This window comes from Microvirgula sp. AG722, from assembly GCF_003269145.1.
GTDB classification, from domain to species: domain Bacteria; phylum Pseudomonadota; class Gammaproteobacteria; order Burkholderiales; family Aquaspirillaceae; genus Microvirgula; species Microvirgula aerodenitrificans.
This window is the reverse complement of the sequence record NZ_QLTJ01000014.1, coordinates 50,679-74,064: the sequence shown is the minus strand read 5'-3', so window position 1 is coordinate 74,064 and position 23,386 is coordinate 50,679. Positions and strand designations below refer to the sequence as shown.

21 protein-coding genes are annotated in these 23,386 nt (G+C 56.3%); 6 read left to right on the top strand and 15 right to left on the bottom strand.

The window, feature by feature from the left end; genetic code table 11:
- Window positions 1-116: 116 nt before the first annotated feature.
- From DFO50_RS15225 to DFO50_RS20005, 3 genes are read left to right on the top strand one after another with little or no spacing between them, the layout of a single operon-like run.
- Entirely contained in the window at window positions 117-1,232 is a 1,116-nt protein-coding gene (locus tag DFO50_RS15225; RefSeq protein ID WP_036386805.1) for an ABC transporter substrate-binding protein, read from the top strand.
- Window positions 1,229-2,272 carry an iron ABC transporter permease gene (locus DFO50_RS15220; RefSeq protein ID WP_028500309.1) on the top strand — a complete coding sequence of 348 codons (1,044 nt, stop codon included), beginning with the start codon at window positions 1,229-1,231 and terminating at the stop codon, window positions 2,270-2,272. Before DFO50_RS15225 ends, DFO50_RS15220 begins: the two co-directional genes overlap by 4 nt.
- Window positions 2,269-3,069: an ABC transporter ATP-binding protein gene (locus tag DFO50_RS20005; RefSeq protein ID WP_036386811.1), complete on the top strand. Its 801-nt coding sequence runs from the start codon at window positions 2,269-2,271 to the stop codon at window positions 3,067-3,069. Before DFO50_RS15220 ends, DFO50_RS20005 begins: the two co-directional genes overlap by 4 nt.
- A 155-nt stretch (window positions 3,070-3,224) precedes the next feature.
- Here DFO50_RS20005 and DFO50_RS19235 read toward each other — a convergent pair whose 3' ends face one another.
- The 9 genes from DFO50_RS19235 to DFO50_RS15175 all read right to left on the bottom strand — a co-directional run bounded on the left by DFO50_RS19235 (window position 3,225) and on the right by DFO50_RS15175 (window position 12,613).
- Entirely contained in the window at window positions 3,225-3,395 is a 171-nt protein-coding gene (locus DFO50_RS19235) for a hypothetical protein (protein ID WP_158537481.1), read from the bottom strand.
- A 147-nt stretch (window positions 3,396-3,542) separates the two neighbouring features.
- Window positions 3,543-4,220, bottom strand: a complete 678-nt coding sequence (locus tag DFO50_RS15210; protein WP_084300377.1) for an inovirus-type Gp2 protein — start codon at window positions 4,218-4,220, stop codon at window positions 3,543-3,545.
- Window positions 4,221-4,543: 323 nt separating this feature from the next.
- Entirely contained in the window at window positions 4,544-6,043 is a 1,500-nt protein-coding gene (locus DFO50_RS15205; protein ID WP_084299973.1) for a YfjI family protein, read from the bottom strand.
- Complete coding sequence (locus DFO50_RS15200; RefSeq protein WP_084299975.1) at window positions 6,033-6,257, bottom strand: helix-turn-helix domain-containing protein; 225 nt, start codon at window positions 6,255-6,257, stop codon at window positions 6,033-6,035. The genes DFO50_RS15205 and DFO50_RS15200 overlap by 11 nt, the downstream gene beginning before the upstream one ends.
- Before the next feature lie 648 nt (window positions 6,258-6,905).
- Window positions 6,906-8,213 carry an integrase family protein gene (locus DFO50_RS15195; protein WP_036385747.1) on the bottom strand — a complete coding sequence of 436 codons (1,308 nt, stop codon included), beginning with the start codon at window positions 8,211-8,213 and terminating at the stop codon, window positions 6,906-6,908.
- 390 nt (window positions 8,214-8,603) lie between these two features.
- Entirely contained in the window at window positions 8,604-9,188 is a 585-nt protein-coding gene (locus DFO50_RS15190; protein ID WP_199489853.1) for a GNAT family N-acetyltransferase, read from the bottom strand.
- Window positions 9,189-9,629: 441 nt separating this feature from the next.
- Window positions 9,630-10,697 (bottom strand): alkene reductase, encoded by a 1,068-nt coding sequence (locus DFO50_RS15185; protein ID WP_112692820.1) that lies wholly within the window; start codon window positions 10,695-10,697, stop codon window positions 9,630-9,632.
- A gap of 67 nt (window positions 10,698-10,764) precedes the next feature.
- Entirely contained in the window at window positions 10,765-11,559 is a 795-nt protein-coding gene (locus DFO50_RS15180) for an SDR family oxidoreductase (RefSeq protein WP_028499808.1), read from the bottom strand.
- A gap of 52 nt (window positions 11,560-11,611) precedes the next feature.
- Complete coding sequence (locus DFO50_RS15175; RefSeq protein ID WP_112692819.1) at window positions 11,612-12,613, bottom strand: NADP-dependent oxidoreductase; 1,002 nt, start codon at window positions 12,611-12,613, stop codon at window positions 11,612-11,614.
- A 211-nt stretch (window positions 12,614-12,824) separates the two neighbouring features.
- On the opposite strand from DFO50_RS15175, the gene DFO50_RS15170 reads away from it, so the two are divergent.
- Window positions 12,825-13,268, top strand: a complete 444-nt coding sequence (locus tag DFO50_RS15170; protein ID WP_112692818.1) for a helix-turn-helix domain-containing protein — start codon at window positions 12,825-12,827, stop codon at window positions 13,266-13,268.
- A gap of 57 nt (window positions 13,269-13,325) precedes the next feature.
- Here DFO50_RS15170 and DFO50_RS15165 read toward each other — a convergent pair whose 3' ends face one another.
- The 3 genes from DFO50_RS15165 to DFO50_RS15155 all read right to left on the bottom strand — a co-directional run bounded on the left by DFO50_RS15165 (window position 13,326) and on the right by DFO50_RS15155 (window position 18,295).
- Window positions 13,326-16,415, bottom strand: coding sequence for an efflux RND transporter permease subunit (locus tag DFO50_RS15165; protein ID WP_112692817.1), 3,090 nt, complete (start codon window positions 16,413-16,415; stop codon window positions 13,326-13,328).
- Complete coding sequence (locus DFO50_RS15160; RefSeq protein WP_028499812.1) at window positions 16,412-17,527, bottom strand: efflux RND transporter periplasmic adaptor subunit; 1,116 nt, start codon at window positions 17,525-17,527, stop codon at window positions 16,412-16,414. The genes DFO50_RS15165 and DFO50_RS15160 overlap by 4 nt, the downstream gene beginning before the upstream one ends.
- A gap of 84 nt (window positions 17,528-17,611) precedes the next feature.
- Window positions 17,612-18,295, bottom strand: a complete 684-nt coding sequence (locus tag DFO50_RS15155; RefSeq protein ID WP_233495280.1) for a TetR/AcrR family transcriptional regulator — start codon at window positions 18,293-18,295, stop codon at window positions 17,612-17,614.
- 26 nt (window positions 18,296-18,321) lie between these two features.
- On the opposite strand from DFO50_RS15155, the gene DFO50_RS15150 reads away from it, so the two are divergent.
- Both DFO50_RS15150 and DFO50_RS15145 read left to right on the top strand, forming a co-directional pair.
- Window positions 18,322-19,959, top strand: a complete 1,638-nt coding sequence (locus DFO50_RS15150) for an efflux transporter outer membrane subunit (protein WP_112692816.1) — start codon at window positions 18,322-18,324, stop codon at window positions 19,957-19,959.
- 79 nt (window positions 19,960-20,038) lie between these two features.
- The gene (locus DFO50_RS15145) at window positions 20,039-20,467 is read left to right on the top strand and encodes a VOC family protein (RefSeq protein ID WP_112692815.1); all 429 of its coding nucleotides are present in this window, start codon (window positions 20,039-20,041) and stop codon (window positions 20,465-20,467) included.
- Here DFO50_RS15145 and DFO50_RS15140 read toward each other — a convergent pair.
- The 3 genes from DFO50_RS15140 to DFO50_RS19905 all read right to left on the bottom strand — a co-directional run bounded on the left by DFO50_RS15140 (window position 20,464) and on the right by DFO50_RS19905 (window position 23,346).
- Entirely contained in the window at window positions 20,464-21,714 is a 1,251-nt protein-coding gene (locus tag DFO50_RS15140; RefSeq protein WP_112692814.1) for a diguanylate cyclase, read from the bottom strand. The genes DFO50_RS15145 and DFO50_RS15140 overlap by 4 nt on opposite strands.
- Window positions 21,711-22,172, bottom strand: a complete 462-nt coding sequence (locus tag DFO50_RS18970; protein ID WP_146745118.1) for a transposase — start codon at window positions 22,170-22,172, stop codon at window positions 21,711-21,713. Before DFO50_RS18970 ends, DFO50_RS15140 begins: the two co-directional genes overlap by 4 nt.
- A gap of 424 nt (window positions 22,173-22,596) precedes the next feature.
- Window positions 22,597-23,346 (bottom strand): CatB-related O-acetyltransferase, encoded by a 750-nt coding sequence (locus DFO50_RS19905; RefSeq protein WP_304598481.1) that lies wholly within the window; start codon window positions 23,344-23,346, stop codon window positions 22,597-22,599.
- Window positions 23,347-23,386: the final 40 nt, after the last annotated feature.

Here is a 23,386-nt window from a genome sequence, read left to right as displayed (position 1 = left end):
TTCCTTGCTAAGCCTGTATTCTCCCAATGTAGTTGGGATGTGACAATTTGTCGCAGTTGTTCGTGGTGCTACTCACCTAAAATGACTGGCTTGATTAAAAGAGTAGGAAAAATTCGATGCTGAAACGGGGCTGCTTTTCTTGCTGGATATTGAGTGCATCACTGGCGCTGGGAGCAGTCGGAGCCTGGGCCAAGCCGCAAACAGTAACCGATGTGCTAGGACGAAAAATCACCGTCGACGTGCCCGCCAAACGGGTTGTGTTGGGCTTCAACTTCGAGGAATTTACTGCGGTGGCTGGTGCTGGTGCCTGGAAACACGTAGTAGGCATCAGTAAAACTGGGTGGGCTGGCTGGCGAAGTGGCAATTGGAGCCGCTACATCGAGGTTATTCCTAACCTGAAAGTCATGCCGGATGTCGGTTTTACCGACGACAACACATTTAGTGCAGAAAAAGTGATTGCCCTGAAGCCAGATGTTCTGATCTTGCCGGAGTGGAGCTATAGCTCTCTGGGGCACGCAGCTGAGCAATTTTCTGCCGCAGGCATCCCGGTCGTAGTCATCGACTACAATGCCCAGACATTGGCCAAGCACTTGGCAAGCACCCGAGTCCTCGGCGCTGTAATGGGTAACGGTGCCCGTGCCGAAGAGTTGGCCAAACTGTACGAACAGAAGTACAACGATATCATGAGGCGTGTGGCCATGGCTCATCCGGCCAGAAAGCCGAAGGTTTACGTTGAACTGGGACGCGACGGTGCCGACACTATCGGCAACACCTACCGCGACACCATGTGGGGCAAAATCATCGACACTGTCGGCGGCAATAACCTTGCGAACGGGCAGATCGCTGGCAGTTGGGGCCCACTAAACCCAGAGCTGGTACTGGCAGCTAACCCGGATTATGTCTTTATCGCCGGTTCATCCTGGAGCAATCGCCCCAAAGCAGTGAGACTGGGCTACGCCTCCAATGATGCCACTGCTCGTTCGACTTTGGCTCCCTATGCGCGCCGCGCCGGCTGGGGAGATCTGTCAGCAGTGAAGAACAACCATATTTACGCGTTTGACCATGGCCTTTGCCGTACTCTGTTTGATTTTACTGCTATCCAGTTCATCGCTAAACAGTTGTATCCGGCCCAATTCGCAGATGTAGATCCCGTGGCCGAACTACGCCGCTATCACAAACGTTATCTGCCGGTGAAATACAGCGGCAGCTGGATGGTGTCCCTAAAACCATGAGTACACTGGCATTAACATTGGCCCATGAGCAGCGACGAAGCACCCGACGCCTGCTTGTACTACTGGCGGGTTCTGTGGCTCTCTTCGCCTCCCTCGTCCTTGATGTGGCTACAGGCCCAGCCTTATTGGCACCGCTCAAGGTGCTGCAGGCGCTAATCGGTGGTGAGGTAGATCGGGCGACTGCAGTCATCGTACATAGTATCCGTCTGCCGGTGGCGCTGATGGCCTTGGTTGTTGGAGCAGCCTTGGGTCTGTCCGGTGCAATCATGCAGACCGTGCTAAACAACCCGCTCGCTAGTAGTTACACGCTGGGAATTTCGGCTGGTGCCGGTTTCGGAGCGGCTCTAGTGATCGTACTGGGTACGGCCTTGCCGATGCCGGAAACCTTGGCCATGCCGCTGGCGGCCTTTCTATTTGCCGGGCTTGCCTGCGGGGCTGTACTTCTGATCGGCAGCGTCAAAGGGGGAGGGGCCGACGCGTTCGTATTGGCTGGCATCGCGCTGTTGTTCCTATTTCAGGCGCTGCTGTCGCTGCTACAGTACCTAGCCTCGCCCGAGGCTCTACAGCAAATCGTGTTCTGGCTGTTTGGCAGCCTGTACAAGGCTACTTGGTCCAAGCTGACTACCGTTGCCATCACCCTAGGGGGGAGCTTTCCACTTCTGCTGCGCGATGCTTGGGCACTGACGGCATTGCGCCTATCGGACGAGCGGGCCCGCAGTCTGGGTGTCAACGTACCAGCCCTGCGGCTGCGGGCACTAGCTATGGTATCGGTGCTGACCGGTGCTGCAGTGGCGTTTGTCGGTACCATTGGTTTTATCGGCCTCATCGCCCCGCATATTTCACGTTTCTTGGTCGGCGAAGACCACCGTTTCCTGCTGCCAGGTTCTGCTCTTGCTGGGGCGCTGCTACTGTCGGCTGCTTCAGTGGCGGGCAAGCTTATTTCTCCTGGTGCACTGATCCCGATCGGCATCGTCACAGCCACGCTTGGTGTGCCATTCTTCCTGCTGCTGATCTTGCGTTCAAAAACGAGGTACTGGTGAATATCACAACCCAAGGGCTCTCGGTCGAACTGGGAGGACTGCGTGTTCTGCACGACATCAGCTTCAGCGCTCATGCTGGTAGCATTACTACCCTGATTGGCCCGAATGGCTCCGGTAAAACCACCTTGCTGCGTGCGTTAGCTGGCTTATTGCCTCACACAGGCCAGGTGCTACAGGATGGTATCGTTCGTTCCCCAACCCGAAAGGCCATGCTATCGCCAGCTATCGGCTATCTGCCCCAAGATTGTGCGTGCAATAGTTCACTCAGTATCTTGGAAGTTGTGCTCATGGGGCGTTTGACACGGCTGGGCTTGAGTGTAAACGAGCCTGACCGGGAAGCTGCTTGTCGGGTCCTTGATGAGCTGGGCTTGCTACCCCTTGCGAGTAGGGCGATAGGTAGCCTAAGTGGTGGGCAAAGGCAGATGGTCTTTCTGGCTCAAGCCTTGGCACGCGAGCCGAGGCTCCTGCTACTGGACGAGCCAATCAGCGCACTCGATATACAGCACCAGTTACAAGTGCTGGAGATGATTGGCGTTCTGACTCGACAACGGAACCTGACTACGTTGTTGATATTGCACGATCTGAATGCAGCATTACGGCATGCTGACCAAGCCGTTCTGCTCCGGCAGGGTAGAGTGCTAGCATCTGGTCCAGTACACACCGTGTTGCAACCTGCCCAAGTGGGAGAGGTTTTTGGGGTGGAGATGATAACGGCCTTGGCTAGCGATGGGGTGCCGGTGCTGGTCGCTCGTAGGCAAAAGCAGGGTTTGAACAAAATAGCGCAGGTTGATAATTAGCACTCTTATCTATCCAGGATAATGTAGCCATTAATAGCAGCCGGCACGGGCTACTTGCAGTAAACGGTACATGGTTGTCAGCTGCCAAGTATGTCGATGCCCGTTCATGAAGCGGTACCTTACTCGGATTTACTGGCAAAGTAACGTGTGGATTTTTATAATATCTTTCTCTTCTTCTGTGCAACGCAGTTGCGCCATCTGGTGAAGGCTTTCGTGTAATGATCCAGTAAAAATTTGCTCTTGATTTGCTTGGCGGCTTGTTTCTCTGAGTTGTCCGGGCTCACGGCTTCTTCTTTGAATTCAGAGCTGAACTGCTGTGTGCTCATGAATATCTTTCTATGCTCAAATCATAGGGGAGGGCAGCATACTGCGGTCGGGGCAATCCGCCATGCCATCTTATCTGTGCGGAAGGGTGCAAGCAGGCTTGCGGGGGCTTTTTCTAGAAGAAAGTTACAAAAGAAATTTTGCATACGTCAGCTTCTCTGTGTCACCGTAAATCTGTGTAAAGCCAAATTGCTAGTGCCGAACGTTCGCACGTGTCTCGCCTGATGCGGGCAGCCAAGCCCTATGGCATCTTCCAAAATGGCTTCGCGTATTTCAAAATCTGGTTTGGTCAAGTACGCTAGGACCCTTGTGATCAAAATATGGCGCTTCCTGATATCTCGGCGATCAATCATGCCGATTCCTGATTCAGGGAAGTTGTCTGCCTCTCTGTTGCTATTCCAATATGTGCCAATCCCTTCCGTAATGTTTTTCATCCAGTAATCTCCAATGGCATCTCCGTAGTAAACCGCATTCCGTACTCGTGCTCCGTCAAAGATGAATAGGCAGTGATAGTGATAAGATTTGTCGCTGGTCCATTCTAAGCGCCAGATCATACCGACGTAGTACCTAAAGATGCTGGGTTTGCTGCGTCTGTTTGCGATCATTCTCTTGAAGTAATCACAAAATTCGATAAAGTGCATGCTTGATTGATATTCAACTCGAATGCCTAAATCAACTCTAACAAATAGCATCTTTGAAGGGCCATGCTCCCAGAGAGCGTTCAGATAGTCTACGCCACTCTGAAATGTGGCTGGCTGTGGTTTTGGATGGCACTCTGTTAGTAACTCTTCGAATGAGTAGGAACTATTTGCTTCTTGCGACCACATTGTGGCTTCTCCTGTAACTAGTGCTCAAGATGTTTATCTTCTTGATGGTTTGGCAGGCAGATATAAACTTTATTAAACTAAAGAGAGTTGTAATGATAAATATATACCAAAACCGAGATTGTGAATTCACATGCTTTGAGTGTGGTGATTTTAAGTTTATGTCTGTGTTAGCCTAGTTTTTATAACTTTCCATAATATACAGACTTGTTTTTAATTGATAAAAAATCATGTGGTGAATGCGGTGTGAAATTTTTATGATCATTGCGACACGCTATTCCTGCTACAAGTAGCAGGAATAGCAACTTTATGTAATAGATCGGTGCTTAGAAATTATAATTTCCCTTGTAAAAAGAAAGTGGGATTATTAAGTGACTATTTGGTCCTGGCTCAACGAACTCAGTATAGTATATGCGATTGTTTGTTCTACCGAATCGTGATTCCCTGTAAACGCGAATGGCCCCAGCCTTTTCTAGGACAGAAATGGCTTTGCTCATTCTTTGGTCCCTCCTCATTTTGCTTGGGCCAAACTTGAGAATGTAATTTTTTTCTATTGGACGGGTGGACCTTTCCCATCTTTCATCTAGCCATGTCCCTAACTCTTCTGCATCTATCTGTTCTTGAGGGATTGGTACAAATATATTTATATATTGCCTTGAAAACCATAGGCAGGTGGCGATGGCACTGTCTAGCGTTTTTACTAGGATCGGGCCTGATGTGCCTTCGATGACATGGAAAAGTGCAGCTACCCTAGCAATATTTTCTGCCAGCTTTGAAGCATGGCCCTTTGCTTCAGCATATAGGCCACCCTTTGCGATTTCAGCCTCTATCCAGTCAGAAACATCCCTCCATAAATTTTGCGCATCATCTGAAAACTCAACCACGTTCTTTTCATTTTCAGATTTTTCAAGTAGGACTATATTTTGCTCCAGTATTTCGGTTAGACGGTCAGTAAATTGCTTCTGATGTTCTTGTAATGGAGGGGTGTGTCCCTGAAAACGTTGCCCCTGAGTTGATGTGGGTTTACAAACGAGGAAGCGCGCCCATAGACCTGCTCCTGTCGTGACATCTCCTTGCTGCTTCATGTAGGCCTCAAAGGGGGCTGGTTGCACCATGACTGATACAGTCAACCGGCAGTCATGAAGGCTATAATTTTGCCCTCCTTTTGCACGATTAACGGTAATGGTGTCACCGCTCCACATGGCATTCAGCTTCGGGAAGTCGCTGAACGCTTGGCTTTTCAAGATGCTTGCTCCCTCACTTGATATCAGTCCCACCGATGGTAGGTCTGTGCTGAGACTGGAGAATAGGGCGGCTGAGCTCGTGTCATCGAATAGCATCTTGAATGAGCGAGGTGCCGTGGGCTTCTGTGCTGCGAGCTCTTTCAGTAGTTGTTCTTCTGCTACGGTTTCCTCGTTGTTCTGCATTTTCTTGGCTATGGCTTTCAGGAGCGCCCGTTCTTTGGTTTCCCAAATGCTGGCTTGAACCTCCCACTCTCTCCTCCGTATTTGATAACTTTCATGTTTAGCTATCTGAAAAGCTCGGATGGGAGCTAGAAAAATGTTCTCTGTCGTGGATTTTCGTTCACCTGACTCTGCGATGCAGAGCAGCATCAGGGAGGTGGGCACGCAGGACCCTGTTGGCATACGAACATTTGTTCTTCCCTGGCAGACGAGTGATAGAGCACTGAGAGCACTCGACACAATCAGAGGAATTGGAGCCTGTATGATGAGCTGTACTTCTGAGACTGCCTCTCGAAGTAGCTGAGGTAGCTGGCGAATGGGGAAGCGAGGCGTATCAAAATCCAAATAAAAATCATTCGTCATTTTTTTGCCCCTTATCCATCACAAGTGCAGTAACTTGCTCGATTGGCCAACGCAGAGATCCACCAATCTTCTGGGGTTTAAGGCCGGATGGATATGCGCCTGTAGATGCCCACTTGCGTAGCGTCTGGGGTTTGAAATTCAACATCTCTGCTGCTTGATTCGTGGTCAATAGCAGGCAATTGGTGCTGAGGTACTTCTCGATGGGGGAGTTCATTGCTGCACCTCCAGAGGGGAGGCGAGCGGCGCGAAGAGGACGCGAGAGAGGGGGGAGGCTATTGGCTGGAGAGGGTGTGGTGCAGGACCATCACTGTCTGATGACCCACCTGAACTGCTGCTGGACGCTTTAGTTCCCACACGAGATCTACGGTGTGCACGCGCAGTCGAGCTTCTGCTACCTGTACGAACTTTCAAGAATATAGGCGCAATTTTGCTCAACTTAGTTTTAAGTTTACGAAGTTTGAGCGAGTAAATGACTTTACGTAATAGTTCCAGTTGTTGGGTAATTGAATTAAATGCGCTATTAAGTAGCTCTGTTGCGCGAGGCGTGTGTCTGTCTGGCACACACATAAGCGGATCGATTTTTAAAAAAGAGTCATCCCAATTTTCTTTGTGCGGCGCTATTTCATTCAAAAGGGCATACGACTCTGAGATTGCGGCGTGAAGCTCAGATTCCATTGACATTTTCTCCTGTTCTATAGACGAAAGCTTGCATTTCATGCAAGGTCGATACAACCACGAAACGGTGGTTGATACCTCCAAGCTCAAGTTGGAGCTCTTACTTGGCCTGATCCCGTGGTGCTTTGTCAAATTTTTGTTGGTTATGTCATTGTGCTATTTTTGAAATGACAACAATATCAATTGGTTACTTGCTAGTAATGCCTTTGACATTTTGCGATATCTGTGCATTGGTTAGGATCCATGTTTCGATTCTTATGTGCCACATACGTAGCAAGTCCAAAGGACGACGACGATAGTGCTTCTCTGCTAGAGCGCTAGGCTTATGCCCCATGATCTGGGCAACGATGCCAACCGGGCATTCAACCCACTCGGATAGTGTGCCAAACGAACGGCGCAAGCCGTGTAGGGTGAGGGGCGGTAGCCCTGCTGCAGCCAGCGCCTTGTTGTGGCCGATACGAGGTTCCACGATGTGCCCACTCGCTGCGGTCGTACTGCTGAATACCCACTCGTTCTCTCGTGAGAGACCTTGCAGCAGACTCGCCACATAGGGAGTCAACGGGATGGTGCGTTCTCCTTCAACCTTGTCACGGATGGTCAAGCTGTTCCATTTGAAGTCGACCTCACTCCAGCGCAGCGCTGCCAACTCTTCACGGCGGGCGCCAGTGAGCAGGAGAGCTTGCAGGTAGGCTGACTGAATCGGGTTGTTGAGCTCACGAATAGCTTTGAACCAGGCGGAGAGCTGCTCGCGCTGCATGCAGTCATCTTTTGTTCTGGGCGTAGGCAGTGCTGTCCGAACTTTCTTGGCGTGAGTGGCATTGTCGGGAATTAGCTTGGTGAACTCTGGCTGTTCTTCGCACCAATTCACGCATGCGCGCAGCAGGCGAAAGGCGAGGGCTGCTGTAGTCGGTCGAGTGACGCTTTCCGTTTGTAGCCAGGATTCCAGCCGGTCGGCATCAAGGTCAGCCAGCCGCACATCCAGCAGTGAGGCGAGGGGGCCGGCAATTGTGACTTTTGCTTTGGAGCGGACCCGAGGAAGCCCTCCTTCGTGAGCCAGGCTTTCGTGGGATCTCTTGTGTTTGTCGCTCCAGCGATGAGCGTTGGCTGCGATATAGCTCGGCCAAACTTCGCGCAAGGTGACGCGCTGGCGTTCTACACGTGCCTTTCTGGCGGCTGATTCCGCCTTTTTGTCTTGCTTCTCGTCGCGGGGGTCGATGCCAGCATCGCACAGGGTTTGTAGTCGACGTGCTTCTTTGCGCGCACTGTTGTCCTGGCTTTTGGCGGGAGCATCCAGGCGCCAGCTGTCTACACTGCCAATTGTGACGCGTACTGTGTTTGCATGAATCCTACTCTGAAAGATGTAGGCTTTGGCGCCGCTCTGTGTAATGCGGAGTCCAAGACCCGGGGCGTCGGTGTCCCACAGAAAGGCTTGGCTTTTGCCCGGTTCACAGCAGGCCTTCTCGACAAGGCCGATGGTGAATCTGATTCGGGCCATATGCGTATCCTCCGTGCTTACATCGTTTTCATGTAAGCGCTATGTAAGCAAAAACGATCAATGTTGGTCAACATTGATCGACAGGTTGCGAAGTGGGGTATGATGGTATTTCGATGTTTATAAAGGTGTTTTTTGCTTTTATCTACGCGCATCGATTTTCGTCAACACAAAGAAGCTAAGATTCGTAATCAGTAGGTCGAGTGTTCGATTCACTTCAACGGCACCAAAAAAACACTGATGTACCAATGGGTTAAACGTTGCCGCGTTTAACCCATTTTTATTTTCGGCTCGACTGTAGGTGATTTTGTACCTTCGAGCCTCCTCAAATCGAATCCGGCCGCTTGGCATGCTCGCGCAGATGAGCGGGCGCCCGATGCAGTGCAGCGGGCGTCAATTGCCGGGTGGCTCCGGCGGTTGTTCTGCGGTCCAGGTGTCAACACTATTCAGGACGGGTGATGACGGGATGCCGGTATCCGCCACCATCACCAGGACATGAACGCCTTTGTAATTAACGTGCTCAACGGCCTTGAAACCATGACGACAATAAACGCCACCGGTCAGGTTCTCGGTTTGCAAGTACAGCTTGCTTATCTCTGCACCACGAGCACGGCTGAGAATCTCTGTTATCAGCAAGGAGGCGACCCCCTGTCCGCGAGCTTTTTCAACGACATATACCCCACCCAACCAGTATTCGTACTCGGGAAATATCGCCATTTCACGGATCTTGAGCTCGGCAGCCCCCACCCATTCACCGGCCTGGCGGGCCAGTACGATCAGCGGCGCCCTGTCGACATGAGTGGCAGCCATGACCTTGGCCAGCACCTGATCTTGAGTGTAATGGCCGCTGTCGCGGCACCATTCGTCAAAATACCATGAGGCAACCATGCCTGCGGCAGATGGCTCATCAGCCAGTAACAGCAACTCCATAAATCCTCTTTGCGCATAAGCCATGACCAGCAGGGAAAGGATGACCACGGCGAGGTACAGCCCCGGATAGTGCCGGCGGGGGGGCTGGCCGCTGGAAGCGAGTCTCCATGGACCCGCTTGCCCCGGACAGGATTATCAAATGGATATCATAACCAGCCGGGGAGCGGAAGGCCGTGGATGTCTGGAAAGACCGGCGCGGCCCCATCAATTGCCCGGGCTCCTGATGGACGGTGAGCAGGCTGTGCGAAGGCGCCGGGAGCAAAGGCGCGCGTTCCCGCAGCGACTCACTGGCAAGGAGGCTCACTCCCGCCGTTTGTCCGCAAAAAAACCTGCTCCGAAGAGCAGGTTCAGACTGTCCACAAACGCCGTCCACGATGAACGGACGAGCGAAGCGAGGCTTCCCCGCAGCGGCAGGATTCAATTCAAGGGGGTGATGCACGAGCGGCTTGCTCCCTGATCGTCATGCAAGTATGTGATCCGGCTCAGGCTTCAATAATCGGTGTAGCCTTTTTCTCCTGGTGTGTAAAAGGTAGAGAAATCAGGCGCCACCAAGGCCTGTCCTGACTTCAGCCTGGCTACCAGATCCGGATTCGAGATAAACGGACGACCGAAAGCCACCAGGTCGCCACGCTGTGCGTCGAGATCGGCATTGGCCCGGGCGACATCGTAGCCTCCTGAGAGAATGTATTGCCCGTTGAACGCGGCACGAAGCCTGGCCTTCAATGCGGGGCTGACTTCCGGCGCCCCCATGGAGCTGTGATCCACGACGTGGATGTAGAGCAGACCGAGCGCATTCAACTCGTTGATCAAACGCAGGTACAAGTCATCCATCTCGGCATCCGGCACCTGGGCGTTGAAGACGCCATACGGCGAGATACGCATGCCAACGCGCCCGGCACCAATGGCAGCAACGGTTGCCCTGGCGACTTCAACCGCGAAGCGGATGCGGTTTTCGACCGGGCCGCCCCAGCGATCGTGGCGCAGATTGGAAGCCGTATTGAGGAACTGGTCGATCAGGTAGCCATTCGCCGCATGCAGCTCGACGCCGTCGAAGCCGGCCTGCATGGCCAGATTGGCCGATGCCGCATATTCGGCGATGCTCTGGGCAATGTCCGCCTCGCTCATTTCGAGTGGCTCTGGATGCTGCCGCATTCCGTCGGTGTCGGTCCACATCTCGCCGGGAACGGCGACCTGCGAGGGAGCCAGAACGCTGGCGCCGGCCGGCATGTTGGCGGGATGGCTGACCCGGCCAGTGTGCATCAATTGCACAAAAATCCTGCCGCCGGCCTGATGGACACCATCGGTGACCCGTCGCCAGGCCTGCACCTGCTCTTCGTTGAACAGTCCGGGAATGCGTGGGTAACCCAGACCGTTGGGCGATGGTGACGTGCCTTCGGTAATGATCAGCCCGGCATCCGCCCGCAGGCGGTAGTACTGCGCCATCAGTTCATTAGGCAGGTTTCCGATCGCGCGGCTGCGTGTCAGCGGCGCCATGACGATACGGTTCTTCAGCGGCAGACTGCCGAGCCGGGTGGGGGTGAATAGTGCGCTGCTCATCAAGGTTTCCAGTGTGTCGGGTTTGGATCAGGCGGGATTGAGACAAGGGCGCTTCGCCCGACTGCGGTCAGAGGGCAAGGAGTCGCGGTGCTGGCTGGCTGGTTTGCATCGCAGCGAACAGCTCGGCACGTGCCGTATCGAATCGCTCCCAGAGGCCGGCATCAGCCATGGATGGCAAAGTGACCGACTCGCCCTGGTCGAAACCGGCTAGTGCGGCGTCGACAAGATGCTCGGCAGACATCACCGTTTCTTGTGGCAACGCGGCCAGCGGCACGCCGGAGATATCCCAAAGATCGGTGGCGGTGGCGGCAGGCAGCACCACTTGAACCCTGATTCCGGTATTCGCTAGCTCCTGCTGCAGGCCGCGACTGAAGTTGAGCACGAAACCCTTCGTGCCGCTGTATACGGCGCTGACCGGCAGCGCATCAAGTGCCAGTGCCGAGGCAATATTTATAATGATGCCGTCGTTGCGCGCCTTGAACGCTGGCAGCACGGCATGCGTCAAGCGCGTCAGCGCCGTGATGTTCAAGGCGATTTGCGCCAGCGAGTCTTGCGGCGGCGCTTCGGCAAGCTGGCCCAGTCTGGCAATACCCGCGTTGTTTACCAGTACCCGGATGGCGGAATGATCAGCGAGGACGGTTTCCAGAGCCGTCAGGTCGGTTTCTTTTTCAAGGTCGGCCACCAGCGCTTCGGCCCTGATGCCATAAGCCTGCTCAAACCTTGCGCCGAGACTTTGCAAGCGGTCGCCACGTCGGGCGACAAGCAGCAGGTCATAGCCGCGCCGGGCAAGACGATCCGCGTAGATGGCGCCAATACCGGATGAGGCACCGGTTACAACCGCGACTTTTCTGGATGAGTTCATGGTTTTTCTCTGTTGGTCAGGTGAGTAAAAAAAGGGGCTCGATGGGGACTGCTCATCGCATTTTGACGACGACTTTCCCCCTGGCATGGCCTTGGGCAAGATAGGCCAGCGCCTCTTTTGCCTGCTCGAACGGGAATACCTTGTCGATTACCGGCTGGATGCGTTCCGTCTCAAGCAGTTGGCCAATGTGGTCGAGTTGGGCGCCGTCCGGACGCACGAAGAGAAACGAGTAAGTGACGTCCCGCTTCTTTGCCTGGCGCATGATCTTGCGGCTCATCAACCCGAATACGAATGCCAGGAAGAAATTCAGCCGTTTCGCACGAGCGAATGCCGCATCCAGCGGGCCGACGAGAGAGACGATCCTGCTTCCCGGTTTGAGGATGGAGATGGATTTTTCAATCACATCACCCCTGACCGTACCAAGCACTGCGTCATAGCCATGCAGGACCTTCTCGAATTCCTGCTTCTTGTAGTCGACCACCTCGTCTGCGCCCAGACCGCGCACCAGTTCGATATTGCCCGTACTGGCGGTGGTTCCCACCCTGGCGCCAAGGTGCTTTGCCAGCTGGATCGCAAGCGTGCCGATTCCGCCCGACCCGGCAGGGATGAAGACTTTCTGGCCGGCCTGGAGATTGGCGCGTTCCTTCAGCGCTTGCCACGAGGTGAGGCTGACCATCGGCATCGAGGCGGCTTGCACGAAGTCCAGATTGGCCGGTTTCAGCGCGGCAACGCTCTCCGGCACGACCGCGAATTCGGCAATTGACCCTGTGCCAAGGTCAAAGACGCTGGCGAAGACGGCGTCGCCTGGCTTGAAGCGAGTCACGTCGCTGCCAACCCCGGTCACCACGCCGGCCAGATCGCTGCCCAGGGTGGCCGGAAGCCGGAAAGGCAGGACCGGTTTGAACATCCCGGTCGGAATCATATTGTCGATCGGGTTCAGGCCGGCGGCGTAAACCTGTACCAGCAGCTCGCTGGCTTTTGGCGTGGGGCGGGGAACTTCGGTGAGCCCGATCCCGGACGACTTGCCATAGCGTTTGAAAGTGAGTGCTTTCATGGTCTGACTTTTCATCCTGCACTGCCCATCAGCCACGCCGCTGCGGCTGCGCAGATGTCTGAAAATGCTCCGGTTACCGGAGCGATACCTGCATTGCTCGTGCTCATCAACCAAGTCTCCGTACCGGGTAGATTGCCTGTCATTGAAGTGTTAGTATCAAACTGATACGAACACTACTACCAATCTGAAAACAAGTCACTATCAAAATAGTATGAACAACGAAAATAGTTGCAATGACCCATGCCCGATCGCGCGCAGCCTGGCAGTCGCCGGTGACGCATGGAGCATACTGATCCTGCGGGACGCCCATGCCGGCCTCACCCGCTTTGACCAATTCCGGAAAAGCCTTAGCATTGCACCGACGATGCTGACCCGCCGGCTGGCGGCATTGACGGAGGAGGGGCTGCTGGAGAAGCGGCGCTACTCGGAGCACCCGCCGCGCGAGGAGTACCTGCTGACTGCTGCCGGTCGCGATTTTCTGCCGGTACTGTTCATGATCGGCGCATGGGGACGCCAATACCGCGGCGGGGGCAAGCTGACTCGTTTCCTGGACGCGGAAACAGGCAAAGAAATCAAGGCAGTCGCTGTGGATGAAGGCACGGGGGCGAAGATCGGGACTCGCCCCATGCGCATGGTCACGCCTGATGAAAGCTGACAGCCGATCTGGCGAACCGGATGGCTGCCTTGCGTATTCACCGATGGCGGCCCATCTTCATGCGGGTTCCTTCTCTGAGGGTCGACTGACGCTGCTGGGCCGGATCCTGAACCAGATGGAATACATCGCCGGCAGGAATACCAGGGTCAGGATCGTCCCGGCGAAGGTGCCGCCGATCAGTGTGTAGGCGAGCGTTCCCCAGAATACCGAATGGGTCAGCGGAATGAACGCCAGGATTGCCGCCAGCGCCGTCAGAATTACCGGACGGGCGCGCTGCACGGTCGCTTCGACTACGGCACGGAATGGATCCAGCCCTGATTTTTCGTTCTCGCGGATCTGTCCGATCAGGATCAGCGTGTTGCGCATCAGGATGCCCGACAACGCAATCAGGCCGACCAATGCATTGATGCCGAAGGGCTGCCGGAACAGGAGCAGGGTCGGCACCACGCCGATCAGGCCCAGCGGGCTGGTGAGGAAGACCATGACCATTCCGGAGATTGAACGCACCTGCAACATGATGATGAGCAGCGTGATGGCCAGCATGATCGGGAAGATTGGCAGCATCGCCACGGTGGCCTTGCCCGACTCCTCGATGGATCCTGCTTCTGCGATGTGATAACCCTCCGGCAGCTTTTTCATGATCGGCTGGAGTTGCTTTGTAATGGCCGCCGACACGTCCGGTGGCTGCAAGCCTTCAGCGATATCGCCTCGTACGGTGATCGTCGGTGTGCGGTCGCGCCGGCGCATGACGGGCTCTTCCATGCGCACCTCGATCTTGCCCGCCTGCGACAGCGGAATGCGTTGCCCATGGGCGCCCGCCAGCGTGAAATCGCCAATCCTGGCCGGGTCGAGCCGGACATTTCCGGCCGAACGTGCGACGACCTGCACCGTGCGGATGTCCTCGCGCACCGTGGTGACGGGCACCCCGGTCAGCAGGAATTGCAGCTGTTGCGCGACGGCGCTGGAAGTCAGTCCCACCGCCTGCAGCCGGTCTTGCTGCAAGGTGAAGTGCAGCGTGGGCACACGTACTCCCCAATCCGTGTTGACGGTGCGCACAAGCGGGCTGGCATCCATGACCTGCTGTACCTCGGCGGCGACTTTACGCAATACCCCGGGATCAGGGCCGGTGACACGGTAGGCCACCGGAAATGGTGAATAGGGGCCAAATACGAGCTGGGTGACGCGCAAGCGTGCCTCGGGGGCCAGTCCATTGGCGATGGCCTGCCGCAGCCTGAGTTTCAATGCTTCGCGCTCGTCCTGGCTGTCCGTGCGTACCACGATCTTCGCAAACGACGGATCGGGCAGTTCCGGTCCCATCGCGAAAAAGAAGCGTGGTGCACCCTGGCCGACGTAGGCGGTGACGATTCTGGCTTCCTTCTGCCTGGCCAGCCAGGCTTCCACCTTCGCTGCCGCTTTGCTGGTTTGCGTGATCGACGTGCCATAGGGCATCTGCATCTCGACCAGAACTTCAGGTCGGTCAGAAACCGGGAAGAATTGTTTCTTGACGACAGCCATGCCGAGCACCGACAGCACGAAAAGGCCGATCACCGAACTGGCGACGATCCACTTGCGGGCAATGACGCGCCCGAGCAGCCGGCGGAAGCGGTTGTAGCGTGGCGTGTCGTAGATGCCCTCGTGACCGCCTTCGGCCGCCTTGAAGTCGGGTAACAGCTTGACACCCAGGTAGGGGGTGAACACCACCGCGACCAACCACGAGGCGATCAGGGCTATGCCAACGATCCAGAACATATTGCTGGTGTACTCGCCGGCCGTGGACCGGGCGAAGCCATTGGGCATGAAGCCGACTGCCGTGACGAGCGTGCCCGACAGCATTGGTGCTGCGGTGTGGCTCCAGGCATAGGCCGAAGCGGCGACCCGGTTGTAGCCTTCCTCCATCTTCACCACCATCATTTCAATGGCGATGATGGCGTCGTCCACCAGCAGGCCCAGCGCCAGGATCAGCGATCCCAGTGTTATGCGATCGAAGTTCTTGCCGCTCGCCAGCATCACGGCGAAGACGATGGCCAGCGTCAACGGCACGGCCGCGGCAACCACGATGCCCACACGCCATCCCATGCTCACAAAGCTCACCAGCAGGACTACCAGCACTGCAGCGAAGAACTTGACCATGAACTCATCGACCGCTGCGCTGATGTTGACGGCCTGGTCAGTCACTTTGGTCAGGCGCATGCCCAGCGGTTGTGCTGCGTTGATCGCTGCCACCTCGCTGTCCAGGGCCTTGCCCAGGTTCAGCCCGTTCCAGCCATCGCGCATGACGACGCCCAGCAGCAGGGCTGATTCGCCGCCGTTACGGATCATGAACGTTGCCGGGTCTTCGTAGCCGCGCTTGACCGTGGCGATGTCCGACAGTTTCAGCGTGCGGCCTTGTGCCACCACCGGCGTATCCTGGATTTTCTGCAGCTGGTCAAAGGCGCCGTCCAGGCGGATGAACACCTCCGGTCCCCTGGTTTCCACCGAGCCGGCTGGCGTCAGAACATTCTGGCTGTTGAGGGCAGCGAATACGTCCTGCGGGCTGATGCCCAGTGTGGCCAGGCGGTCATGCGAGAACTCGACAAAGATCCGCTCGGCCTGTTCGCCAACGATATTGACCTTTTTCACGCCCGGTACATGCAGCAGACGCTGGCGCAGCGTTTCCGCATCGCGAACGAGCACACGCTGTGGTTCACCCTTGGCCTTGAGTGCGAACAGGGCGAATGTCACATCGGAGTATTCGTCATTCAGAAATGGCCCCATCACGCCAGGAGGAAGATTTTGCACTTCATCGCCGACTTTCTTCCGTGCCTGATAGAACTCCTCTTTCACTTCCGATGGCGGGGTGCTGTCCAGCAAGGTCAGCGTGGTGAAAGCCAGCCCGGGGCGGGTGTAGGTCTCGCTGCGGTCATACCAGCGCAGTTCCTGCAGGCGCTTTTCGATTTTCTCCGCGACCTGGTCTTGCATCTCCTGTGCGCTGGCGCCGGGCCAGGCAGTAGCGATAGTCATCACCTTGATCGTGAATGATGGGTCCTCGGCACGTCCCAGCCGGAAGAAGGAGACGGCTCCCGCCAGCGAGATCAACAGAATCAGGAATAGGGTAACGGCACGTTCGCGCACGGCGAGCGCCGACAGGTTGAAACGGCCCTCGCTCACGGCTTGACTCCTTCTGCGGCCGTGGCGACGGCATTGTCAGCAAGCCGGACCTGTTGTCCTTCACGCAGCAGATGCGCACCGAGCGCGACGACCCGGTCGCCTTGCCTGATCTGGCCGTCAATGCGCGCGCCATCATCACTCAGGTGCAGGACGGAGACTGGCCGCCAGGTTACCCTGGCTGGCTTGCCATTAATTACCCAGACGCCAGGTCCTTTACCCGCGTCGAACAATGCTCCGATTGGTACCTGCATGCCCGCCGTGTTTACTGCATGCCCATCCGGGATCTGTATTGTCACCGTGGCACCCAAAGGCGCATTGGCCAAGTCGCCATCCAGCACATAGCGTGCTTCGAAGGTGCGGGTGAGTCGATCTGCGGCATCGGAGAGCTGACGAAGTCTGGCGGTAGCGCTGACCCCTTCCTTGCCGAACAGGGTGGCTTGCCCGATGGAGCCTGCCGCAGGGCGCAGGGTCTCCGGCAACTGGATGACGGCCTCTCGACGACCGGTGCGAGCCAGACGCACCACGACCTGCCCGGCGCTGACGACTTGGCCGGGCTCGGCCAGCGTTTCCATGACGACCCCGTCACCATCGGCCACTAGCTCCGCATAGCGGCTGGCATTGCGGGCCACGCTGGCCTGCGCTTCGGCTGCGCCGAGCTGGGCCCTGGCTGCATCTGCCGCCGCTTTGACCTGGTCGTAGGCTGAAGCAGAAATCGCACCGGTTCCACGCAGGTCACGGTAGCGGGCCTCGTCTTGTACTGCCTGCTGCGCCCGCGCTCGCGCCGCGACTACCGCCTCCTGTTGCGCATGGGCGGCAAGTTGCAGGTCGACCGGGTCAATCCGCATCAGCGGCTGACCGCGTTTGACGGTTTGCCCTGTGTCCACCAGGCGCTCCAGCACCTTGCCGGAGACACGGAAGCCGAGATCGCTCTGTACCCGGGCGGCTATGGTGCCAGTGAATGAACGTGATTCAGGGGCAGTCGCCCGGGCGATGGCCGTACGCACAAGCGGCGTGACGGTGCGGGGATCTGTCTGTGCCTGTTCGCCACAGGCGACCAATGCAAACGGCAAGGCACAAATGACTGCAGGGATGGCAAGGCGATGCCGAAGCATGAAAGTCCCTTTGACGAAGTGATCGGGACTTTCAGTATTGTTATTGTGACCAATTTAGTCAATGGTCACTGTCTGGGTGTATCGTCACGGCGACAGGCTGCGCAGCACCAGGCTGGAGAGCTGCGCGGGGGCCTCCTCTGCGTTTTCGATGTTGTACTGCAGCTGCAGCGGATGCAGATAGGGGCGCATGACCAGGTAAATCGCCTTGGCGGTTTCATCGAGCGGCGTCTTGCGCTCAAAGTCCCCGCTCAGCCGCCCCTGCTGCACGACATCCTGCAGCAAGTTCTGGATGCGCTCCTCGTAGGCGACCGTTGCCTGCCAGTGTTCGCCTGCAGCCGAGGCCGCAATTTCATAGAGTTTGCGGTCCTGGAAAAACAGCCGCAGGCTTGCATCCACAATGGCCTTGAACATCCGCCGCAGTTTCTCGGGCGGCCGCCCGGTTGCATCGACTGCTGCTCTGACGTCGGCCTCGATCTCGCGCAGACAGTTGGCGCAGATCATCTCGCCGATGGCTTGCTTGGATTCGAAGAACTTGTAGATATAGGCCTTGGAAAAGCCAATGGCTTTGGCGAGGTCGGACACCGTGGTCTTCTCGTAGCCGTAGTGGCTGAAGTGCTCGGTGGCGGCGGCAACAATTTGATCGCGGACTTCGTGGTCGGCCGGGCCGCGGGCGGAAGGAGGGGAAGTATGGGGGCTCTTCATGGCTTGTAGCTTACAGGGGTGCTCAAAAATTGACAATGAGTGACCAATATGTAATATGGTCACCATAGTTCATTCTGACCCGGAGCCTGTCCGTGCTAGCCAAACGCTCTCTTGCCTTGCTCATCGCCGCCAGTTTATTGGCCGGCTGTGCTGCTGGTCCCGATTATGCCCGGCCCAACATGCCGATGCCTGAACGGTATCTGGGCGCTGCCGCAGTGGAGCAGCGGCATGCGTCCACCCGTGCCGACCAGGCTGCATGGTGGACAGGTTTCGGTGATCCGCAACTGAGTCGATACGTCATGCTGGCGTTAGCGCAAAATCTCGATCTCGCGCAGGCATCCGCCCGCGTCATTCAGGCGAGGGCGGGGCTTGGAGCGGCCAATGCCGCGCTGCTGCCGGCTGGCCATGTCGGCGGCCAGGCTGCCAGAGCCTACCAGTCCGTTGAAACGCCCCTGGGGCAAGTCCTGAATTCGGGACCGGGTTTCGACCGGTATGGCAATGCCTATGAGGCCGAACTTGGTGCCAGCTGGGAACTGGACTTGTTTGGTGGCTTGCGCCGTGGACGAGAAGTGGCACTGGCCGAGTATCAGGCTTCGGAAGCCGGCAATGCGGCTACTCGCCTGGCAGTGGCAGCGCAGACCGCCGACATCTATATCGAGATCCGCGGGTTGCAAACCCGGCTGGATGTTGCCCGTCGACAGGTGCAGAAGCAGCAGGTGCTGCTTGAAACCATCCAGCTGCTATATGGCAAGGGGTTGGTGGCCGAACTGCAGGTGAGCCAGACCGAAGGGGGGCTTGCCCAGGTCCAGTCTTCCGTGCCAGTCCTTGAAGCGGGACTGGACGCAGCCATGAACGCACTGGATGTGATGCTGGGTTCGTCACCCGGCACGCATCGTGCCGAGCTGGCCGAAGCTGCTGCCATCCCTGTTGCCCCGCGCATTGGCGCTACCGGATCACCGGGCGAGTTGCTCCGGCGCCGGCCTGACCTGATCGCGGCCGAGCGCCGCCTTGCTGCAGCGAATGCACGTATTGGCGTTGCCGTTGCCGAGTATTACCCCAAACTTTCCCTGAGCGGGTTGATCGGCAGTGCAACGGGCGTGACGGCGGGCAATCTGTTCACTGGCGGTGCCAGCCAGGCTTCCGGTGTGCTGGGGCTGCGCTGGCGCCTGTTCGATTTTGGTCGCATCAACGCGCAGATTGACCAGGCCAGGGGCCAGGAGGTTGAGATGCTGGCCGCGTATCGGCTTGCGGTGCTGCATGCGACTGAGGACGTGGAGAACGCTTTCACGGCCCTGGTCAAACGCGAGGAACAGGCGGCAGTCCTTGCCCGGGGAGTGGACTCGCTCAGCCGGGCCCGGTCGGCTTCGTTTGCTGCCTATCAGAAAGGGGTCGTTAGCCTGATCGAGGTCCTGCAGGCAGATGAAAGCTTGCTGCGTGCCTCCGACGCACAGGCTCAGGCGCAGACGGAATCGGCACGTGCAGCGGTTGCTGCCTTCAAGGCGCTTGGCGGCGGTTGGCAGACGGGGCTGAGTACAGAGGCTGACATGGCGGGCTTCAATAAAACTTCCAGAGCAGGGGGCGCGGTCGCGTGCAATCGTACCGGGGCTGCTGCTGGCCCACGCCGTGCTGCATGGGCCAGTGGGCCGTCAGAGCAGCTGCATAGTCGAAGCGAGTACGCCCAAAGCGCTCTTGCAACACAGCGCTCACGGTTTCGCCGGGGCATTGCATAAACGTGCAAGCTTGTCGTTCTGCACGCTATGCTGCGCATACATCGCGCCAGGCGCTTGAATGACCACTCAAGGGGGCTGTATGGAAACGCAAGAAATACATCGGGGTCGTCTGATCGACCACATCCAGTTGGTAGTTCAAGACCTTTCTGCGAGCCAGGCCTTTTACGCAGCCGTTTTTGCTTCTCTCAATGTGCCCATGGGAGGCGCGGGTGACGGGTACTTCTGGGCAGACGAATTGTTCGTGACCGCCATGGATAGCCCGGCGGCGCTGGGGGCGCTGACGGGGCGTCACCACCTGGCATTCCAGGCGCAAGACCGGGCGATGGTCGACCGTTTTTACCAGGCCGCGCTCGCGCATGGTGGCGAGGACAATGGCGCTCCCGGGGAGCGTGCCTATCATCCTGGCTACTACGCTGCCTTTGTCCTGGATCCGGACGGCAACAATATTGAAGCGGTCTATCACGGTGAAGCGACGCGCAGTGCTGCTTCAGTGTCGATCACTTTTTAATCCTGGCGTGTTGATTGCCACCGGGCTGGTTCTCCGGGGGGCAGGGCGCCGTATCCCGCCTGATGGACTGCCCCTTGCCTCTCCAATGAAGGGTAATATTGACGCGCGGCGTCTTCTATATTGAACCACACTTGATTTCTTCCATTGTTTTTTGCCATGTACAGACAGGCATCTACCCTTTTTATCAGATCATCGGTGGATTCATTTTTCTCAAATTTGGATACTCCAATAGAAACCGTTATTGAAATGGGTGGGTCAGATATTAATTCATGGTGCTGAATGTCGGTTCTGATCCTCTCTGCAATTTCCAGTGCCATTTCCAAATCGGCATCAGGCAGAATGGCGATAAATTCTTCACCGCCATACCGGGAAAGCACATCTGATGATCGTAAATTGGCTTGTACCCGCTGGCCAAAATGAAACAAAACCTTGTCCCCGATGGCATGGCCATGAACATCATTGATTTTTTTGAAAAAATCAATGTCAAGCATAATCAGGCAGGAATTCGCTTGTCCGCAATCTTTCTTGTGCTGGAAATTGATCAGCATTGAATTGAGTGATCTTCGATTCGCCAGATTGGTCAAGGCGTCATTGTTTGCCAAAATCTCGACTCTTTCAAGAGATTCTGCCAGGTCCCTGGTGAAAATATTGTTTTCCAGTTGCAGTTTGATCCCGAGGATAACCTTGGTCGATAAAACATTCAAATTGTAATGTAAAATCAGCAAGTATACCGTAAACCCTATTGAAAATTCTGATGCTGCAAATACCTCTGCGCCCCACTGCAGCGCAGGTGGTACAGAGAAAGCCCAAAATCCAGTTGCAAAATATCTGAATGCGGACATGCATGTTACATATACAGGCGCATTGATGGCGGCAACCCCGCATAAAACAACAACCAGCCAAGAGTCAACGAGTTGATTGTAAAGAAAGAGAAGCGGCACCATGGCGCCCCAGGCAATCCCATCCGCTGCTGATAATAAATTTAGAAAAGCGGTAATTTTTTTATTGCTCAATCTTGATGATTTTATGTAAATAATTATCCCGTGAGAAATGAGCCATTCTATTAAGAATATCAAAACCCATGTGGCTATATTTCGTGTGGGGATGTAACCGTAGGATAGCCATACAACCAACCCCCATCCGAGTGGTGTCAAGAACAGGGTCTTTTGCAATGACTCTACGCATTGACCAAGGGCTTTGGTTGTAGCGTCCTCGTGCACAATTTTTGCGTGAGTGGCATTGTTCATAAATATTTATAAATATGAAAATTAATGATATTCATCATTGCGTCATTGCTTTCATTTGTATTTGAATATGGTGCAAGGCAATGATGATGTTCTCTCCGCAGGCCGATCACCACGCCCCTGGGGTTCTGGCTGTCAATGTGTGCGGGCCGGAACTCGCGGGGCGTCGGATTGCATGGTGAGCTGTGCGGTCTGAATGGATTTTCACCCTGTCGCCCGGTTTCGGTCTTTTCGCGCGAATCCCCAGGTGACAGGGACCAATGCACGTTCAGGCATTCATCCCGGAAACTTCCGTTGCCTGCTTTGGCGAGGGGAGGGGCTGCGAGCTTTCCTGGGCTGGAGAAGTCCAGGGGCACCTTGTGTTCATGCGCCCGGTAAGCCGGCGCATGCAGGATGAACCTGCTGCCATGGTCAATCTGGATGCGCTTTGGCACAGCACAAAGTGCTTTCAGATGGTTCATCGTCAAGTCATTCAAGGTGGGGATTCCCCGTCGTTCCAGGCGAGCCGCCGCCGCACCATCATGCCTTGATCGCCGGGGGGCGCCTCAGGGAGCTCCATCTTGTGGCAGGTCCCGGCCATTGATGGACTCGCAGCCAGCAGGGTCCCCGGCGTGTTGACGACTGCCGTCTTGTCAGCATTGCTCCCACCAGCCAGGGCATGCCAGCCGGGCTGGCGGGTCGGCTTCGCATGGGTGAGCCTGCAGAAGTTCTCAATGACCAGTCCGGCTGGGTGCATTCTGTCGCCCTTCTAAGCTGACAAGTGCCTGTCTTGGCAGGGTGTGCCGTTTCAGCATATGTCATATAAATTTCCAATGCCAGTTGCTACTACCCGGGCATCGACCGGGCTTCTGTCTGTCGGGCGCCATCGACGGGCATGTCGCGTCATCAGTCTGACGCCTGATCGTAGCGACGGCTGGCCGCTTCCAGTGCGTCGATGTCGGCGCTGCACAACTGTCGCTTCAGCGTATCGAATTTCGCTTCAGGCCAGTCATAAACCTTGAGCGCCAGCAGCCGCTCGATCACTGCCGGCGAAAAACGCGTCCTGATCGGCTTCGCCGGGTTGCCGCCCACCACGGCATAAGGGGCGACATCGCGCGTGACCACACTGTTGGCCGCGACAATCGCGCCTTCTCCGATCGTCACGCCGGGCATGATCATCGCGCGCATGCCGATCCAGGCGCCGTCGCCAATCACGGTCGGCCCCTTGCCCTGGCAGGACTCGTCCAGAAAATCGGCAAAAGGATACAGGCTGAACCAGTCCGCCCTGTGCGTGTGATTGCCGCCGAGCAAGATTACCGCCTCCGCACCGATGCATACGTAATCACCAAGATAAAGCGGGTCGATGTCCCATTGCGGCTCCCACGCCTGCAGGCTGTATTCGTCGCCATACAGATAGCGCACCACGGATTGTTCAAAGCTGCCGCTCCACGCATCGCTGTAATAGCTGTGCGTGCCCTTGATGTGGATGTTCGGGTTGCGAACGGTCTGGTAAATCAGTTCGACTTTTGACCAGTGTTTTTGATGTTGCATACAGGTTGCCATGGCGATGCTTGATACTCCGGATTGTCCCCTCCCGCACTGGAAAAGCAAGGGTCGGTGGCGGCCTGATGCGTGATGGCCGGGACCAGGAAGCATGTCAGGGTGCTGGCCGGTGCAGGAAGTATCCGGTTTTCCA

Coding starts and splice junctions, on each gene's coding strand:
- DFO50_RS15155 (WP_233495280.1), bottom strand. CDS start 18,295: ATGGTGACCATATTACATATTGGTCACTCATTGTCAATTTTTGAGCAC.
- DFO50_RS18970 (WP_146745118.1), bottom strand. CDS start 22,172: ATGAACCATCTGAAAGCACTTTGTGCTGTGCCAAAGCGCATCCAGATT.
- DFO50_RS15205 (WP_084299973.1), bottom strand. CDS start 6,043: ATGACGAATGATTTTTATTTGGATTTTGATACGCCTCGCTTCCCCATT.
- DFO50_RS15160 (WP_028499812.1), bottom strand. CDS start 17,527: ATGCTTCGGCATCGCCTTGCCATCCCTGCAGTCATTTGTGCCTTGCCG.
- DFO50_RS15200 (WP_084299975.1), bottom strand. CDS start 6,257: ATGAACTCCCCCATCGAGAAGTACCTCAGCACCAATTGCCTGCTATTG.
- DFO50_RS15210 (WP_084300377.1), bottom strand. CDS start 4,220: ATGTGGTCGCAAGAAGCAAATAGTTCCTACTCATTCGAAGAGTTACTA.
- DFO50_RS15175 (WP_112692819.1), bottom strand. CDS start 12,613: ATGAAAGCACTCACTTTCAAACGCTATGGCAAGTCGTCCGGGATCGGG.
- DFO50_RS15225 (WP_036386805.1), top strand. CDS start 117: ATGCTGAAACGGGGCTGCTTTTCTTGCTGGATATTGAGTGCATCACTG.
- DFO50_RS15180 (WP_028499808.1), bottom strand. CDS start 11,559: ATGAACTCATCCAGAAAAGTCGCGGTTGTAACCGGTGCCTCATCCGGT.
- DFO50_RS15185 (WP_112692820.1), bottom strand. CDS start 10,697: ATGAGCAGCGCACTATTCACCCCCACCCGGCTCGGCAGTCTGCCGCTG.
- DFO50_RS15195 (WP_036385747.1), bottom strand. CDS start 8,213: ATGGCCCGAATCAGATTCACCATCGGCCTTGTCGAGAAGGCCTGCTGT.
- DFO50_RS15145 (WP_112692815.1), top strand. CDS start 20,039: ATGGAAACGCAAGAAATACATCGGGGTCGTCTGATCGACCACATCCAG.
- DFO50_RS19905 (WP_304598481.1), bottom strand. CDS start 23,346: ATGCTTCCTGGTCCCGGCCATCACGCATCAGGCCGCCACCGACCCTTG.
- DFO50_RS15170 (WP_112692818.1), top strand. CDS start 12,825: ATGAACAACGAAAATAGTTGCAATGACCCATGCCCGATCGCGCGCAGC.
- DFO50_RS19235 (WP_158537481.1), bottom strand. CDS start 3,395: ATGAGCACACAGCAGTTCAGCTCTGAATTCAAAGAAGAAGCCGTGAGC.
- DFO50_RS15220 (WP_028500309.1), top strand. CDS start 1,229: ATGAGTACACTGGCATTAACATTGGCCCATGAGCAGCGACGAAGCACC.
- DFO50_RS15140 (WP_112692814.1), bottom strand. CDS start 21,714: ATGAACAATGCCACTCACGCAAAAATTGTGCACGAGGACGCTACAACC.